The organism is Streptomyces mutabilis, from assembly GCF_014649815.1.
Lineage (GTDB): Bacteria > Actinomycetota > Actinomycetes > Streptomycetales > Streptomycetaceae > Streptomyces > Streptomyces mutabilis.
In genome coordinates, this window is record NZ_BMTT01000008.1 from 285,057 (window position 1) to 301,173 (window position 16,117).

Below are 16,117 nucleotides of genomic sequence, written 5' to 3' on the forward strand. Positions count from 1 at the left end.
GGCCATCGCGTGTGCGCGAATCCGGGGTATGGTGGTAATGCGCCTGCCGAGTATGTGACGTACGGGTACGTGACTTCGTCGGGCCGCACGCATGAGGATGCCCGGTCGGTGGCCCGATCGGCTCCGACCCGACAGCCCTCCCGCCGTACGCCACGCCGCGTACGGAGTCCGGAGGGGGACCCTCAGTGGTACGAGCGCTGGAGCGTCGACAGAGGTCCCGTGTCCTACGGCTCACCCGTAAGGCAGCCGACGTCCCCGACACGGTCCGGCACGACCCGCGCGCTCGCCTCGCACCACGCACACAGAAGAGGCAGCACCCTGACTACGACGTTCCGATCCCTCGGGATCCTCCCCGAGACCGCCGAAGCCCTTGAAGCCGTCGGCATCATCAGTCCCTTCCCCATCCAGGAGATGACGCTCCCCGTGGCCCTGTCGGGCAAGGACGTCATCGGCCAGGCCAAGACCGGCACCGGCAAGACGCTGGGCTTCGGCCTCCCGCTCCTCGACCGCGTGACCGTCCCCGCCGACGTCGAGGCGGGCCGCGCCGCGCCCGAGGCCCTGACCGACGCCCCGCAGGCCCTCGTCGTCGTCCCGACGCGCGAGCTGTGCCAGCAGGTCACCAACGACCTCCTGACCGCCGGCAAGGTCCGCAACGTGCGCGTCACCGCGATCTACGGCGGCCGTGCCTACGAGCCGCAGGTGGAGGCCCTGAAGAAGGGCGTCGACGTGGTCGTCGGCACCCCGGGCCGCCTGCTGGACCTCGCGGGCCAGAAGAAGCTCGACCTCAAGCACATCAAGTCGCTCGTCCTCGACGAGGCCGACGAGATGCTCGACCTGGGTTTCCTGCCCGACGTCGAGAAGATCATCAACATGCTGCCGGTCCGCCGCCAGACCATGCTGTTCTCGGCCACCATGCCGGGTGCGGTCATCGGGCTGGCCCGCCGTTACATGTCGCAGCCGACGCACATCTCGGCCACCTCGCCGGACGACGCGGGCGCGACGGTCGCGAACACGAAGCAGTACATCTACCGCGCGCACAACATGGACAAGCCCGAGATGGTGGCGCGCATACTGCAGGCCGAGGGCCGGGGCCTGGCCATGGTCTTCTGCCGCACCAAGCGCACGGCGGCCGACCTGGCCGACCAGCTCAAGCAGCGCGGCTTCGCCTCCGGCGCGGTCCACGGCGACCTCGGCCAGGGCGCCCGTGAGCAAGCGCTGCGCGCCTTCCGCAACGGCAAGGTGGACGTGCTCGTCTGCACCGACGTGGCCGCCCGCGGCATCGACGTCGAAGGCGTGACGCACGTCATCAACTACCAGTCGCCGGAAGAGGAGAAGACGTACCTGCACCGTATCGGCCGCACCGGCCGCGCGGGCGCCAAGGGTACGGCGATCACGCTGGTCGACTGGGACGACATCCCCCGCTGGCAGCTGATCAACAAGGCGCTGCAGCTGGACTTCAACGACCCGCCGGAGACCTACTCCACCTCCCCGCACCTGTACACGGACCTCGGCATCCCCGAGGGCACCAAGGGTGTGCTGCCGCGCGCGGAGCGCACCCGTGCCGGGCTCGACGCGGAGGAGCTGGAGGACCTGGGCGAGCCGGGCGGCCGCGGTGGCCGCACGCGCGGCGACCGGGGTGGCCGTGGCGGCCGGGACGAGTCCCGTTCCACCGACCGCGAGCGTTCGTCCGGTACGCCGCGGCGCCGCCGCCGGATGCGCGGCGGGGCTCCGGTGGACGCCGACGCCTCCGCGACCGACGCTCCCGAGGCCGTGACCGGCGGTGCGGACCACGCCGCCGACGTCGGCCCGGACGCCGCCCAGGGACCCCGTACGCTGCGCCGCCGACGCCGTACTCGCGGTGGAGAGCCGGCTCAGCGGCCGGTGACGTCCGCGACGGCCGACGCTCCCGCGGCTCCGGCCGTGGCGGACCCCGGGCTCGCGGTGTCCGAAACGGCGGAGGCCACGGAGGCTCCCGCGAAGCCGCGCCGCCGCCGCACCCGCAAGTCGGCCGAGCCGCAGGCCACCGCGCTCGAGACCACTCCGGTGGTCGAGCCGGCGGTCGTCGAAGCCGCTCCGGTGGCCGAGGCCACGGTGGAGAAGCCGCGCCGCCGCACCCGCAAGGCCGCGACCACGGCCGCGGAGACGGCGGTCGACACGGCGGAGGCGGCGACCGAGGCCGCGACCGCGCCGACGGAGGCGAAGCCGCGCCGCGCCCGCAAGACGGCCGCCACGACGGCAGCGGTCGCCACCGACACGGCCGAGGCCACCGAGACCGCGGTCCAGTCTCCGGAAACCGCCGAGGCCAAGCCCCGACGCACCCGGAAGACGGCCGCCACCAAGGCGGAGACCGCCGCCGACACGGCCGAGGCCACGGAAACCAAGCCCCGCCGCCGCACCCGCAAGACCGCGGCAGCCACCGAAGGCACCGAGGCCACCGCCGAGGTCCCGGCCCAGTCGGCACAGGAGCCGGAGGCGGCCGAGGCGAAGCCGCGCCGTACCCGCAAGACGGCCGCCGCGAAGACGGAGGCGGCCCTCGACTCGGCCGAGGCCACGGAGGCCAAACCCCGACGCACCCGGAAGACGGCCGCCACCAAGGCGGAGACCGCCGCCGACACGGCCGAGGCCACGGAAACCAAGCCCCGCCGCCGCACCCGCAAGACCGCGGCGGCCACCGAAGGCACCGAAGTCACCGCGGGCATCCCCGCCCAGTCGGCACAGGAGCCGGAGGCCGCACCGCGGCGCCGGACCCGTAAGACCGCGGCCGCGGCGGAGGCGCCCGCGGAGGCCGCCGCCGACACGGCCGAGGCCAAGCCGAAGGCCCGGCGCACCCGCAAGACGGCCGTGGCCGCGACGCGTCCCGCGGCTTCCCCGGAGTCCGGCGAGAGCTGATCCACGCCGCCTCACCGAACCGTCGGCCCGGCCCGCCACCCACGCGGGCCGGGCCGACGGCGTGCCCCCGCCGACCAGGCACCTCACGCACGCGACCACCCGGCACCCCGCGCACACCCACCCGGCCCCGGAGATTTCTCCCCACCGCCCGCCTGCTCACCCGCACCGCCCCGGCCCCGCGCCGCCCGATAGCCTCTGCCCGTGAGCAGGAACGCCGCCTTCACCCCACCCTCCGACGCCCGCGCGTACCGGCTGCGTACCGAGCGCGGAGAGTTCGCCGTCGTCGACTCGCCCGTGGGCAACGGAATCGAGGCGCGGGGAACGGTGCTGATGCTGCCCGGGTTCACGGGCAGCAAGGAGGACTTCACGCTGCTGCACGAACCGCTCGGGAGGCGCGGGTACCGTACGGTCGCGGTGGACGGGCGGGGACAGTACGAGTCCGACGGACCCGAGCACGACGAGACCGTCTACGCTCAGGCCGAGCTGGCCCGGGACGTGCTCGCGCAGGCCGCCGCCCTCGGGACGCGGGTACATCTCCTCGGGCACTCCCTGGGCGGCCAGATCGCGCGGGCGGCCGTCCTCCTCGACCACGCCCCCTTCGTCTCGCTCACGCTGATGTCCTCGGGCCCCGCGCGGATCTCCGTCTCCCAGCAGCAGCGGGTGAAGCTGCTGCGCGACGCGCTCGAGACCATGACGATGGCCGAGGTCTGGCGGGTGATCCAGGCCATGGGACCGCCCGAGGAGGTCGGCGCCCCCGCCCCCGCCCACGGCCCGGAGGACCCGGAACGACTGCGCGACCGCTGGCTGGGCACGAGGCCGGCCCAGCTGCTGGCCACCGGACGGCAGCTGTGCACCGAGCCGGACAGGGTCGCCGAACTCGCCGCCACGCCACTGCCCTGCCACGTCCTGTCGGGTGCCTACGACGACACCTGGCCGGTCCCCCTCCTGGACGAGATGGCCGTACGGCTCGACGCGCGCCGGACCGTGATCGGCGGAGCCGAGCACTCCCCCAACACCGACCAGCCCCTGCGGACCGCCCGCGCCCTCGCCGGCTTCTGGGACGACGTCGCCCCGCGGCCGGACGCCCCCTAGTACTGCGCCCGCAGGTGCTCCCAGAAGCCGTCCCGCAGCGCCCGCCGCAGGTCCGCCTGGCCGCGCAGCGAGTACTGCAGCAGTCCCTCGGCCCCGACCAGCAGGTCCTGGTCCACCGAGCCGGGGAGGTAGGGGTGGCCGGGGAGGAGTTCCACCAGTGACTCGCGGCCCCGGGCGGCCAGCCACTTCGCCGCGATCTGCGCGCCGACGAAACGGACGTCCTCGCGGGCGGGGCGGGCGGCGCCCGTCGCCTCGTAGCCCTGGGCCGTGCGCCGGGAGACGTACGGCTTGCAGAAGTCGAGGTCGAAGGTGCGCTGGCTGTCGACCTCCCACAGCAGGGGGTCGGCCTGATTGCGGCCCTCGGGCGCCTCGATCCCCCACAGGTGGACGCGGGCGCCGTAGCCCTGGGCGGCCTCGACCGCCGACACCAGGTCCTCGTCGCCGCCGAGCAGGGCGACGTCGCTGATAGCGCGGTGCCGGGCGAGGGACTCCAGGTCGGAGCGGATGAGGGAGTCGACGCCCTTCTGCTGGTTGTTGGCGTTGAGGTTGCCCAGGCGGACCTTCACGTCCGGCAGCTCGGCGATGGACTGCTGCTCCGCGGTGTGGATGCGACGCCGGGCGCCGTCGTACCAGTAGACCCGCAGGAGGCGGCTGTCCGCGAAGATCGTGCGCGCCTTGTCGATGAGCGCCTCGATCAGACCCTCGGCGTCCAGGTCGAAGGCCCGGCGGTCCTCGGTCCCGGCCACCAGACGCCCCGCCGCCGCGTAGAGGTACCCGGCATCGACGAAGATCGCGTGGGTCGAAGGCGTTTTGGCCACCTCGGCGAGCATGCGCTGGAGCAGCTCGTTGGTGCGATCGATGCGGGCGTTCAGGGTGGCGAGGTCGTCGTTCATCGCCTTCCATTGTCCCGGCGGTCACGCTGCGAACACAACCGGTCCCGGTCAGTCTCGTTCGCGCATCCATCGCACCCGTCGCTCGTGCGTCGATCAACGCGCGCGTCCATCACTCGCGCATCAAGACTTACCTGTCAGTAATTAGCCGTTCGAAAAATTTCCTTAGCGTAGGGAATGTTTGTAACACGCAGCCCGTTGACTATGAACGACTCCCCGGGCACCGACGACCCGGGAGCCGCACCAGTAGTTCTCCTCAGGAGGATGACCAGATCAAGGGAGAGGCCATGCGCTTTGAAGTCATGCGACTCGACGACGTCGACGGAACCCCCGTGGACACGACCGTCGTGGACGCCGCCTCTGTGAACCGCATCGTTCAGCAGGCCGCCGCCATCGGGCAGCGCCTGTGGATCCGCCCCGCCGACACCGCGGCCTTGTAGCGCGGACACCCGCACACACCGGGGCTCCCGCACGGAATGCCGTGCGGGGGCCCCGTTCGTCGTACTCACGCCCCTCGGATGACCTGCGTGACCCCGTTGATGATCTGCTGCACGGCGATCGCGGAGAGCATCATGCCCGCGAGGCGGGTCACCAGGACGACGCCGCCGTCCTTGATGACGCGGATGATCAGCAGCGAGTACCGCATCACCAGCCACAGCACCACGTGGATCGCGAGGATCGCCGCCCACACCGACACCTGCGTGGTCACGCTGTCGGCCTTCTGCACGGCCAGGATGACCGACACGATCGCACCGGGCCCGGCCAGCAGCGGCATGCCCAGCGGTACGAGCGCGACGTTGACGTCCTTGGTCTGCTTCGGTTCGTCCGTCTTGCCGGTGAGCAGGTCCAGCGCGATCAGCAGGAGCAGCAGTCCGCCCGCGATCATCAGCGCGGGCACGGACACGTGCAGGTAGTCGAGGATCCGGTGCCCGAGGAGACCGAACACGGCGATCACTCCACCGGCGACGCAGACGGCCTGGAAGGCCATCCGCTTCTGCACCTTGGCGGGACGGCCGGAGGTCAGCGCGAGGAAGATCGGGGTGATCCCAGGGGGATCCATGATGACAAAAAGGGTCAGAAAGAGGGAGCCGAAGACGGCGATGTCGAACATGGGTGAGCTACTGGCCTTGCGCGAGAAGTGAACGTGGACGTGCGGGGAGTACGGCTCAGACTCCGCCGGCGCCCGGCACCGGGAAGGCCCCGAAGGCCCGCCGCGTGATCTCCCCGTACACCTCGGGGTCCGTCGTGTACTCGCCGAGCAGGCAGGTCTTCCGGCTGCCGTGGTAGTCGCTGGAGCCGGTCACCAGGAGTCCGAGCTCCTTGGCGAGCCCGCGCAGCCGTGCCCGCACGTCCGCGTCGTGGTCCATGTGGTCGACCTCGACGCCGTCGAGCCCGGCGGCGGCCAGTTCGGCGATCGTGGCCTCCGGCACCGTACGGCCGCGCTTGGCGGCGGCCGGGTGTGCGAACACGGCCACGCCACCGGCGGCCTTGATCAGCCGCAGCGCTTCGAAGGGGTCGGTCTCGTGCTTCTCCACGAAGGCCCGGCCGCCGTCGGCCAGCCAGTCCTCGGTGAAGGCGTCGCCCACGGTGGGCACGACGCCGAGTTCCACGAGGGCGGTCGCCACGTGGGGCCGCCCCACCGAACCGTCGCCGGCGATGCGCGCGACCTGCTCCCAGGTCACCGGCACGCCCAGCGCGTTCAGCTTGGCGACCATGCCCTTGGCGCGCGGCACCCGGTCGTCCCGGACCAGCTCGCGTTCGGCGAGCAGGGCGGGCTCCTCGGGGTCGAAGAGGTAGGCCAGCATGTGCATGCTGATGCCGTCGACGCGGCAGGAGAGCTCGGCGCCGGTGACCAGGGTGAGCCCTTCGGGCAGCGCGGCGACGGCCTCGGCGTGGCCGCGAGTGGTGTCGTGGTCGGTCAGCGCGACGACGTCCAGCCCGGCCGCGGCGGCCTTGCGGACCAGCTGGCTCGGGGTGTCCGTGCCGTCGGACGCGGTGGAGTGGGTGTGCAGATCGATGCGCACGACGCTGACTCCAAGCGGTGACGGGACGGGAGGGGACGCTCAAGGATAACCGGAACTTCGGCCGCCGCTGTCACAGCCGAAGCGGGCCTGCGCCCACTACAGCAGGCACCCTCACCCCCGGCACCGCCGCCCGGCGGGCGCAGCCCGCCGGGCGGCCCCTACGGCTGGATCAGCCGCGGCGACAACGCACCGCAGGGCACCAGATCCACTTCGGCACCCGCGTCCCGCAGGTCGGTCAGCACCAGCTCCTCGTACATGAGCAGCCCGGACTGCTCCGGCCACGTAACGGCCCACAGCCACATCCCGAGGGCCTCCCCGGCGAAGACCGCGCGGTCGACGGGGGCGCCGGAGACGTGCCAGAGGGGGGTGGGGCGGCCGGCGGCCAGCACTTTCGCCTGGGGTGGCTTCTCGACGTTCATGTACGGCCCCGGATCCGGGGCGTCGAGGCCCGCGTAGCGCGCGCCGAGGCCGACGCCGAGTTCCTCGGCGATCAGGATCAGCTCGCCGACACCGCCGAGGGGACCGGGACCGGAACAGGCCACGGCGGTCGCCCGGCCGCCGCTGCGGTCGTCGCCCGCACAGGCCACACCGGTGAACAGCCAGCCGACCGGCAGCGGCCACGGCATCCACACCGGCACCTGCGTGCGGTGCACGACCACACCCAGCGCCTCGACGCTGGGCGGGAGCACGGGCTGCAGCGGATGCACCGTGCCGTGCAGATCGCACTGCCAGGAATCGGCGAAGAGGCCGGGAGCCCTGACCCGGCCACCACACTTCGGGCAACTGGGTTCGCCCCTCATAGAGCCCCACGGTCCTACCCCTGCTCCCCCGCGTCAAGGACGATCACCCATCCGGACGGGAGGGCCGACCGGCGAAACTAGATGTAACTTGCATTAATTAGCGTTGCTAACTTACTATGTGCAAACACCAACACATCCCGACCATCCACTCCCTCCCAACCCTTCACGTCGGCATTGGAGCAATGCATGGACTCCTTCGACGCGGGTGCCGGCGGCATCCTGCGGCAGCCCAAGGCGGTGTGGGCGACCGCCGGCGCGTCCGTCGTGGCCTTCATGGGCATCGGACTCGTCGACCCGATCCTGCCGTCAATCGCCAAGGGCCTGGACGCGAGCGCCAGCCAGGTCTCCCTCCTGTTCACCTCGTACTTCCTGATCACCGCCCTCGCGATGCTGGTCACCGGCTTCGTCTCCAGCCGCATCGGCGGACGCAGGACCCTGCTGCTCGGGCTGGCCTTCGTCGTGGTCTTCGCGGGCCTGGCCGGCACCTCCGACACGGTCGGCCAACTCGTCGGCTACCGGGCCGGCTGGGGCCTGGGCAACGCGCTCTTCGTCTCGACGGCGCTCGCGGTGATCGTCGGCGCGGCGGCCGGCGGCAGCGCCGCGGCGATCCTGCTGTACGAGTCGGCCCTCGGCCTCGGCATGGCCTGCGGACCGCTGCTGGGCGCGCTGCTCGGTGACGCCAGCTGGCGCTACCCGTTCTTCGGCACGGCCTTCCTGATGGCCATCGGCTTCCTGTGCATCACGGTGTTCCTGAAGGAGCAGCCGAAGCCCGCCCGCAGGACCTCGCTGCTGGACCCGGTCAAGGCGCTGGGGCACGGCGGTCTCGCCTCAGCCGCGATCTCGGCGTTCTTCTACAACTACACGTTCTTCACCGTGCTGGCCTTCACGCCGTTCGTGCTGAACATGACCCCGTACAAGTCCGGCGCGGTGTTCTTCGCGTGGGGCGTCCTGCTCGCCGTCTTCTCGGTGCTGGTGGCGCCGCGCATGCAGAAGCGCTTCGGCTCGCTGAAGGTACTGGGCGGCTCGCTGGTGCTGCTAGCGGCCGACGTGCTGGCCCTCGGCTACGGCGACCACACCACGGCGATCGTCTGCACGATCCTGTCCGGTGCGTTCATCGGCGTGAACAACACCGTCTACACCGAGCTCGCCCTCGGAGTGTCGGACGCGCCGCGCCCGGTGGCGAGCGCGGGCTACAACTTCGTCCGCTGGTTCGCGGCCGCCGCGGCGCCCTACTTCGCGCCGAAGATCGAGGAGTGGACCGACATCCACATCCCGTTCGTGGTGGCGGCGGTCACCGCCGTACTCGGCGCGGCCGTGGTCCTCGTACGGCGCCGGGCGCTCACCCACGAGGCGGAGGAGCTGGAGCCGAAGCACGCGGCCGAGGACGGGGTCACGGTTCACGCCGGCTGACGGCCGGAGAACCGGTGAGTCACGTCACTCCAACGGGACGGACCCGCGGGACGGATCGCGCAGGTCCGTTCCCTGCGTCAGCCAGCGCTCCTGGAGAGCCTGCGCGCCGTGCACGCGCTTCCAGGCGGCCTCGTTCGGCGTCATCGGCAGCAGCGGCAGGAACCGTACGGGGTCCAGCGGAGCGTCCAGCTCCAGGTCCCCTACCAGGCCGCCCGGCTCGGCGACCAGGACCGAGGTGAAGGGCGCGCCGGGCCACAGCGCCTCGCCGACGTCCAGCGAAGCACCCGGTGCCACGACCACGCCCTCGACCTGCGGCGACGCGGCCAGCACGGCGAGCGGACGGAGCACCTTGTCGGTGTCCGCGAGACCGGACCGGACGGAGAGCACCAGCTCGGCGCGGGGGCCCTTGACCGGGTCGGCGAGCACGGCCGTGGGGTCCGCCATGGGCTGCGCGGACATGCCCAGGGTGGCGTAGCGCAGAATGTCGCCCTCCTGACCGCCGCCCGGGAAGCGCAGCACCTCGATGCGGTCGGTGCCGAGGAAGGTGACCGCCGCGCGCGCATCCGGTTCGCCCAGCGCGCTGAGCAACCTGGCCTCGACCAGAGGAAGAACATCAGCCATGCGGCGAGCATAGAACTCGTCGGTACGAGGCAAAGCGGCGCCTTGACACGTCAGGTCACTGGTACTCTGGGCCAGCGGTTCGGGGCAGCGCGCAGAAGCGCCGCGATCAAGGCCCCGACGCCTGAAGACTCCCCTACGGGGAACCCTCCTAAACGAGGGAATCGATCGTCCCTCACGAGGGACCGGCCGGAGGAGGTGGGGCTGGCATGGACCGAAGTCGACCGTGCAGTACCACCCGCTCTTCCGGCCGCTGACGCAGCCGCCCCGGCTCACCGCCCCCGCGGCTTCCCGTCACCAGCGCGCCCGCACACGGAAGAGCACTTCGTCTCGTTTTGCCTGATCCGTTCCGTCGGTCTCGTCGTCGACACCGGCCGATCCGGGTCAGCCGCTGAAATCAGCAGCGAAGCCGGCCACCGCGACGGTGCGGTGCTCCCCGCTTTGTGGACGTGCCGAGCACGTACGGCCAGGACGTCCTCATTCCGGGTGGTTCCACCCGCCGCCGGCCCCGCTCGCTGCCCGTCGCGAAGGAGCCTGCCATGTCGATGATCCGCGACCTGCGCGCCGCGGTCCGCCCGTCCCGCGTCTCGCTGCGCAAGGACAACGGCGCCTACGACACCACCCGTGACCCGGCGACCGCCTCCGCCGTCGTCGACTGCGCCGTCTACCGCGACGGCGCGCGCGTCGAGACCGAGGCGCCGCTGAGCCCGCACCAGGCGATGCGCCAGGTGCGCCGTGACGGCGGGTTCGTGTGGATCGGCCTGCACGAGCCGACCGAGGACGAATTCGCCGGTATCGCGCGGGAGTTCGGGCTGCACCCGCTGGCCGTGGAGGACGCCGTCCAGGCCCACCAGCGGCCCAAGCTGGAGCGCTACGACGACTCCCTGTTCACCGTCTTCAAGACCATCCACTACGTCGACCACGACGAGCTGACCGCCAACAGCGAGGTCGTCGAGACCGGCGAGGTCATGTGCTTCACCGGTAGGGACTTCTTCATCACCGTCCGGCACGGCGGGAAGGGCTCGCTGCGCGCGCTCCGGCACCGCCTCCAGGAGGACCCCGAGCTGCTGCTCAAGGGCCCCTCCGCGGTGCTGCACGCCATCGCCGACCACGTCGTCGACGGCTACATCGCGGTCGCCGACGCGGTGCAGGACGACATCGACGAGGTCGAGACGGAGGTGTTCTCGCCGGGCCGCAAGGGCACCCCGCGCGGCACGGACGCCGGCCGGATCTACCAACTCAAGCGCGAGGTCCTGGAGTTCAAGCGGGCGGTCGCCCCGCTGCTGCGCCCCATGCAGCTGCTGAGCGAGCGGCCGATGCGGCTGATCGACCCGGAGATCCAGAAGTACTTCCGGGACGTGGCCGACCACGTGGCGCGGGTGCAGGAGCAGGTCGTCGGCTTCGACGAGCTGCTGAACTCCATCCTCCAGGCCAACCTCGCCCAGGCGTCCGTGGCGCAGAACGAGGACATGCGCAAGATCACCTCTTGGGCGGCGATCATCGCCGTACCGACCATGGTCTGCGGGGTGTACGGCATGAACTTCGACCACATGCCGGAGACCCACTGGAAGTACGGGTACCCGATGGTCATCGGCATCACCGTGGCCATCTGTCTGGGCATCCACCGCACGCTCAAGCGCAATGGCTGGCTCTGAACCCGCCCGACGCTCCTGGATAGGCTGAGCGCATGACAAGCGAGCTGCTCGACCAGGCCCTCGTCGAGGAGGCCACGAAGAAGTCCGGCCTCATCTGGGTCAAGGGTCCGGGGGTGCCCGCCCGCGCGTTGTGGCACGTCTGGCAGGAGGGCGCGGCGCTGGTCGTCGGCGACGGTCCCGGCGAGCAGCCGCTGCCGGGGCTGGCCGACGGGGCCGCGGCCGAGGTCACCGTGCGCAGCAAGGACAAGGGGGGCCGGCTGGTCTCCTGGACGGCACGGGTCGTGGAGCTGCCCTCCGGGTCCGAGGCGTGGCAGGCGGCGGTCGCCGACCTCAAGGGCAAGCGGCTGAACGCCCCGGACGGCGAGGCGATGACCGACCGCTGGGCGCGCGAGTGCCGGGTGCTGCGCCTGGAGCCGACGGGGGTCACCGGGCCGCTGCCCGACGGTTCGCTGGCCGAGGCGCCGCTGCCGAGCCCCGCGACGACGCGTGAGCCGGTCCCGGCGGGGCTGCCGCGCCTGCTGCTCAAGCGCCGGAAGCGGCGTTGACGGCGTTGACGCCGCCCCCGGGACCTCACGACGTCGGCAGCTGCTTGCCGTAGTCCAGGGTGTCGTCCTTGGCCGGCTCCTTGAGCGCGAAGTCCTTGTTCCAGTCCGAGAAGCCGATCGTGCCGGCGCTGCCCGCGCGCACCAGGCGCAGCGGGTACGGGGTGCCCTCCAGGGAGACGTCGAGCGAACCGCCGGCGCCCTTGTCGCCGGTGATGCGGATGGTGCGCACGCCCGCCTGCTCGTGGCGGCCGTCCGTCTCCACCGTGCCGTGCAGGGCCAGCAGTCCGCTCAGGAGGACGTCCTTGTCCGTGAACCCGCTGAACTTCTTGTACACGGGGTCGCTCTCCGGCACCTTCACGTACTTGCCCGCCAGCTTCTCGGCGGCCTTGGCGTCCCCGCCGTCGTGGCTCCAGAACCCGGCGTCGGCCTTGAGGAAGAGCTGGTCGCCGACGCGCAGCAGCCCGAAGGTCGTCCCCGCGGCGGCAACCGACCCGGTCCCCCCGTCGGGCTTCAGCCGCATGTCGAGGGTGTACGTGCTCCCGCCCGCCTCCACGGTCCCGTGCAGGCGCACCGCCTCGGCGGACCCGGCGGCCGAGCGGGTCTTGGCGTGGATCTTGTCGGCGGGGAGCTTACCGAGGCCGTTGGTGCCCGCGTCCGGGTCCTCGCTGCTGCACCCCGTCAGTCCCGCTCCCGTCACCGTCAGGGCGCAGACGGCGCCGATCAGTGCGGCCCTGCGGATTCGGCGCCGGGGAGTCACGAACACAGGAGGGGCTGCCTTTCTGACATGGGCGGACAAGGGGCCGGCCGGGCATCCGGCCGCTGTCCGGCGGGCCCTGACGGCGTACCGCAGCGTACCGGGGCCGTGGTCGGCGTACGGAGCCAGTCCGTCCGGACCGGCCGCCAGGGCGGAGCCGTTCAGGACGGGCTAGCCTGAAGCCCGTCCGAGCGGGCAATTCGGAAAAGAGACACCGTACGAACCAGCTCTCACACACTCTGCGGAAACAGCCCTCACCTCGGTGAGGCCGCTCACGAAAAGGAGCCGCGGCGATGGCAGCGGGCGCCCCCCGGATCTTCGTCTCCCACCTCTCCGGCATCGCCGTCTTCGACCCGGCCGGCGATCAGGTGGGGCGTGTCCGCGATCTGGTCGTCATGCTCCGCGTCGGCCGCAAACCCCCTCGGGTGCTGGGCCTGGTCGTCGAACTCACCACCCGCCGCCGCATCTTCCTGCCCATGACCCGTGTCACCGGCATCGAGTCCGGCCAGGTCATCACCACCGGCGTGCTCAATGTCCGGCGCTTCGAACAGCGGCCCACCGAGCGCCTGGTCTTCGGGGAACTGCTCGACCGGCGGGTCACTCTCACCGAGACCGGCGAGCAGGCCACCGTCCTCGACCTGGCCGTGCAGCAGCTTCCGGCCCGCCGGGACTGGGAGATCGACAAGGTCTTCGTCCGCAAGGGGAAGAAGGCCGGCGCCTTCAGGCGCAACAAGGGCGAGACGCTCACCGTCGAGTGGTCCGGCGTCACCGGCTTCTCCGTGGAGGAGCAGGGACAGGGCGCCGAGAACCTCCTCGCCACCTTCGAACAGCTGCACCCCGCCGACCTCGCCAACGTCCTGCACCACCTGTCCGCCAAGCGCCGCGCCGAGGTGGCCGCCGCCCTCGACGACGACCGCCTGGCCGACGTGCTGGAGGAGCTGCCGGAGGACGACCAGATCGAGATCCTCGGCAAGCTCAAGGAGGAGCGCGCCGCGGACGTCCTGGAGGCGATGGACCCCGACGACGCCGCCGACCTGCTCAGTGAGCTCCCCGAGGCGGACAAGGAGCGGCTGCTGAGCCTGATGCAGCCGTCCGACGCGGCCGACATGCGGCGCCTGATGGCGTACGAGGAGCACACGGCCGGCGGGCTGATGACGACCGAGCCGATCGTGCTGCGGCCCGACGCGACCGTCGCCGACGCCCTGGCCCGCATCCGCAACCCCGACCTGTCCCCGGCGCACGCCGCCCAGGTCTACGTCTGCCGCCCGCCCGAGGAGACCCCGACCGGCAAGTACCTGGGCACCGTCCACTTCCAGCGCCTGCTGCGCGATCCCCCGTACACCCTCGTCGGCTCGATGATCGACGACGACCTGCAACCCCTGGAGCCGGACGCCGCGCTGCCCGTGGTCGCCGGGTTCTTCGCCACGTACGACATGGTGGCGGCGCCCGTCGTGGACGACTCGGGGTCGTTGCTGGGCGCGATCACGGTGGACGACGTACTGGACCACATGCTGCCCGACGACTGGCGGGAGACCGAGTACCACCTCGAGGAGACGGCGGGGGAGGTGAGCGCCGATGGTGCCTGAGCGCGAGACGCCGACCCGTGAGCGGGCCGCGTCGGGGGCCACCGCGTCCTCCCGCGCCCGGGCCCGGCTGGACCAGCCCCGCCCGCCGCGCCGCCGGCTGCTGCCCGAGTGGGACCCGGAGTCCTTCGGCCGGCTCTCGGAGCGCGTCGCGCGGTTCCTGGGCACCGGACGGTTCATCGTCTGGATGACGGTCGTCATCATCTGCTGGGTGCTGTGGAACGTGTCGGCGCCCAGCGCCCTGCGCTTCGACGAGTACCCGTTCATCTTCCTGACGCTGATGCTGTCCCTCCAGGCCTCCTACGCGGCCCCGCTGATCCTGCTGGCGCAGAACCGGCAGGACGACCGGGACCGGGTCAACCTGGAGCAGGACCGCAAGCAGAACGAACGGTCGATCGCCGACACCGAGTACCTGACCCGGGAGATCGCCGCCCTGCGCATCGGGCTGGGCGAGGTCGCGACGCGGGACTGGATCCGCTCCGAGCTCCAGGACGCGCTCAAGGAGCTGGAGGAGCGGCGAAACGGCCACCATGCCGAACGCGGGGTATTCCCGGCGGACCGGTCCGCGGGGCGTGACGTACACGACCGCTGACGGGGCTTTCCGTGCCCCGCGGGCGGCGCCGTACCATCGTCCTTATGGCTACGGAAGACGCGGTGCGCGAAGCACTGGCGACGGTGAACGACCCCGAGATCAACCGGCCCATCACCGAGCTGGGGATGGTCAAGTCGGTGGAGATCGGCGCGGACGGAGCGGTCGCGGTCGCCGTGTACCTGACGGTCTCCGGCTGTCCCATGCGGGACACGATCACGCAGCGCGTCACGGACGCGGTCTCGCGGGTCGAGGGCGTCACGCGCGTCGACGTCGAACTCGACGTGATGAGCGACGAGCAGCGCAAGGAACTGGCGAACGCCCTGCGCGGCGGCCAGACCGAGCGCGAGGTACCCTTCGCCAAGCCCGGCAGCCTGACCCGGGTCTACGCGGTCGCCTCCGGCAAGGGCGGCGTCGGCAAGTCCTCGGTGACGGTGAACCTGGCGGCGTCGATGGCGGCGGACGGTCTCAAGGTCGGTGTCGTCGACGCCGACATCTACGGCCACTCCGTGCCGCGCATGCTGGGCGCCGACGGGCGGCCCACCCAGGTCGAGAACATGATCATGCCGCCCTCGGCCAACGGCGTGAAGGTCATCTCGATCGGCATGTTCACCCCGGGCAACGCGCCGGTCGTCTGGCGCGGCCCGATGCTGCACCGCGCGCTCCAGCAGTTCCTGGCCGACGTGTACTGGGGCGACCTGGACGTCCTGCTGCTGGACCTGCCGCCCGGCACCGGCGACATCGCGATCTCGGTGGCGCAGCTCGTGCCGAACGCCGAGATCCTGGTCGTGACGACCCCTCAGCAGGCCGCCGCCGAGGTGGCGGAGCGGGCGGGCGCCATCGCCGTGCAGACCCACCAGAAGATCGTAGGCGTGGTCGAGAACATGTCCGGTCTGCCCTGCCCGCACTGCGGCGAGATGGTCGACGTCTTCGGCACGGGCGGCGGCCAGCTGGTCGCCGACGGCCTGACCCGCACGACCGGCGCCTCGGTCCCGGTCCTCGGCTCCATCCCGATCGACGTCCGGCTGCGCGAGGGCGGCGACGAGGGCAGGCCCGTCGTCCTGTCCGACCCGGACTCCCCGGCCGGCGCGGCGCTGCGCTCGATCGCGGGGAAGCTGGGCGGGCGTCAGCGGGGCCTTTCGGGGCTGTCGCTGGGGATCACGCCGAAGAACAAGTTCTGACGCTCCGTACGGTCGTACTAGCCGCAAGGCCGTGAAGTTATGGCTCGGGTGGGGTTGTCCAGGGAGTCGTAAGGTGCGGTTTCGCCG

Annotated in this window: 15 protein-coding genes; 9 read left to right on the plus strand and 6 right to left on the minus strand. The window is 71.7% G+C overall.

Features of this window, described 5'->3' with window-relative positions; all coding sequences use genetic code 11:
- Window positions 1-411: 411 nt before the first annotated feature.
- A complete protein-coding gene (locus tag IE142_RS19175) occupies window positions 412-2,889 on the plus strand; it encodes a DEAD/DEAH box helicase (RefSeq protein WP_191886897.1) in 2,478 nt (825 codons plus the stop codon).
- A 201-nt stretch (window positions 2,890-3,090) separates the two neighbouring features.
- A complete protein-coding gene (locus tag IE142_RS19180) occupies window positions 3,091-3,981 on the plus strand; it encodes an alpha/beta fold hydrolase (RefSeq protein ID WP_191886898.1) in 891 nt (296 codons plus the stop codon).
- On the opposite strand, the gene IE142_RS19185 is transcribed toward IE142_RS19180, so the two are convergent.
- On the minus strand, window positions 3,978-4,874 hold the full coding sequence (locus tag IE142_RS19185; RefSeq protein ID WP_191886899.1) for an NYN domain-containing protein: 897 nt from the start codon (window positions 4,872-4,874) through the stop codon (window positions 3,978-3,980). The two genes, IE142_RS19180 and IE142_RS19185, sit on opposite strands and share 4 nt — an antisense overlap.
- Window positions 4,875-5,158: 284 nt before the next feature.
- Between IE142_RS19185 and IE142_RS19190 the strand changes: the two genes are divergently transcribed.
- Window positions 5,159-5,311, plus strand: a complete 153-nt coding sequence (locus IE142_RS19190; protein WP_078949261.1) for a DUF8834 family protein — start codon at window positions 5,159-5,161, stop codon at window positions 5,309-5,311.
- A 65-nt stretch (window positions 5,312-5,376) separates the two neighbouring features.
- Here the strand turns inward: IE142_RS19190 and IE142_RS19195 are convergent, their stop codons facing one another.
- From IE142_RS19195 to IE142_RS19205, 3 genes are all read right to left on the minus strand, one after another.
- Window positions 5,377-5,982 (minus strand): MarC family protein, encoded by a 606-nt coding sequence (locus IE142_RS19195; protein ID WP_191886900.1) that lies wholly within the window; start codon window positions 5,980-5,982, stop codon window positions 5,377-5,379.
- Between the two features lie 55 nt (window positions 5,983-6,037).
- A complete protein-coding gene (locus tag IE142_RS19200; RefSeq protein WP_191886901.1) occupies window positions 6,038-6,895 on the minus strand; it encodes a PHP domain-containing protein in 858 nt (285 codons plus the stop codon).
- A 158-nt stretch (window positions 6,896-7,053) separates the two neighbouring features.
- A complete protein-coding gene (locus IE142_RS19205) occupies window positions 7,054-7,695 on the minus strand; it encodes a DUF6758 family protein (protein ID WP_191886902.1) in 642 nt (213 codons plus the stop codon).
- 186 nt (window positions 7,696-7,881) lie between these two features.
- Between IE142_RS19205 and IE142_RS19210 the strand changes: the two genes are divergently transcribed.
- On the plus strand, window positions 7,882-9,105 hold the full coding sequence (locus IE142_RS19210) for an MFS transporter (protein ID WP_191886903.1): 1,224 nt from the start codon (window positions 7,882-7,884) through the stop codon (window positions 9,103-9,105).
- Between the two features lie 24 nt (window positions 9,106-9,129).
- Here the strand turns inward: IE142_RS19210 and IE142_RS19215 are convergent, their stop codons facing one another.
- A complete protein-coding gene (locus tag IE142_RS19215; RefSeq protein ID WP_191886904.1) occupies window positions 9,130-9,726 on the minus strand; it encodes a suppressor of fused domain protein in 597 nt (198 codons plus the stop codon).
- 536 nt (window positions 9,727-10,262) lie between these two features.
- Between IE142_RS19215 and IE142_RS19220 the strand changes: the two genes are divergently transcribed.
- Together IE142_RS19220 and IE142_RS19225 are read left to right on the plus strand one after the other, a co-directional pair.
- Window positions 10,263-11,378 (plus strand): magnesium and cobalt transport protein CorA, encoded by a 1,116-nt coding sequence (locus IE142_RS19220; protein WP_043383264.1) that lies wholly within the window; start codon window positions 10,263-10,265, stop codon window positions 11,376-11,378.
- Between the two features lie 32 nt (window positions 11,379-11,410).
- Window positions 11,411-11,923 carry a hypothetical protein gene (locus IE142_RS19225; protein ID WP_043380242.1) on the plus strand — a complete coding sequence of 171 codons (513 nt, stop codon included), beginning with the start codon at window positions 11,411-11,413 and terminating at the stop codon, window positions 11,921-11,923.
- Window positions 11,924-11,948: 25 nt separating this feature from the next.
- Here the strand turns inward: IE142_RS19225 and IE142_RS19230 are convergent, their stop codons facing one another.
- Window positions 11,949-12,686: a hypothetical protein gene (locus tag IE142_RS19230; protein WP_191886905.1), complete on the minus strand. Its 738-nt coding sequence runs from the start codon at window positions 12,684-12,686 to the stop codon at window positions 11,949-11,951.
- A gap of 284 nt (window positions 12,687-12,970) precedes the next feature.
- Here IE142_RS19230 and IE142_RS19235 point away from each other — a divergent pair, with 284 nt between their 5' ends.
- The 3 genes from IE142_RS19235 to IE142_RS19245 are packed head-to-tail and all read left to right on the plus strand — an operon-like array spanning window position 12,971 to window position 16,030.
- Window positions 12,971-14,263, plus strand: coding sequence for a magnesium transporter MgtE N-terminal domain-containing protein (locus tag IE142_RS19235; RefSeq protein ID WP_191886906.1), 1,293 nt, complete (start codon window positions 12,971-12,973; stop codon window positions 14,261-14,263).
- Complete coding sequence (locus tag IE142_RS19240; protein WP_191886907.1) at window positions 14,253-14,852, plus strand: DUF1003 domain-containing protein; 600 nt, start codon at window positions 14,253-14,255, stop codon at window positions 14,850-14,852. Before IE142_RS19235 ends, IE142_RS19240 begins: the two co-directional genes overlap by 11 nt.
- 44 nt (window positions 14,853-14,896) lie before the next feature.
- Complete coding sequence (locus tag IE142_RS19245; protein WP_073724451.1) at window positions 14,897-16,030, plus strand: Mrp/NBP35 family ATP-binding protein; 1,134 nt, start codon at window positions 14,897-14,899, stop codon at window positions 16,028-16,030.
- Window positions 16,031-16,117: the final 87 nt, after the last annotated feature.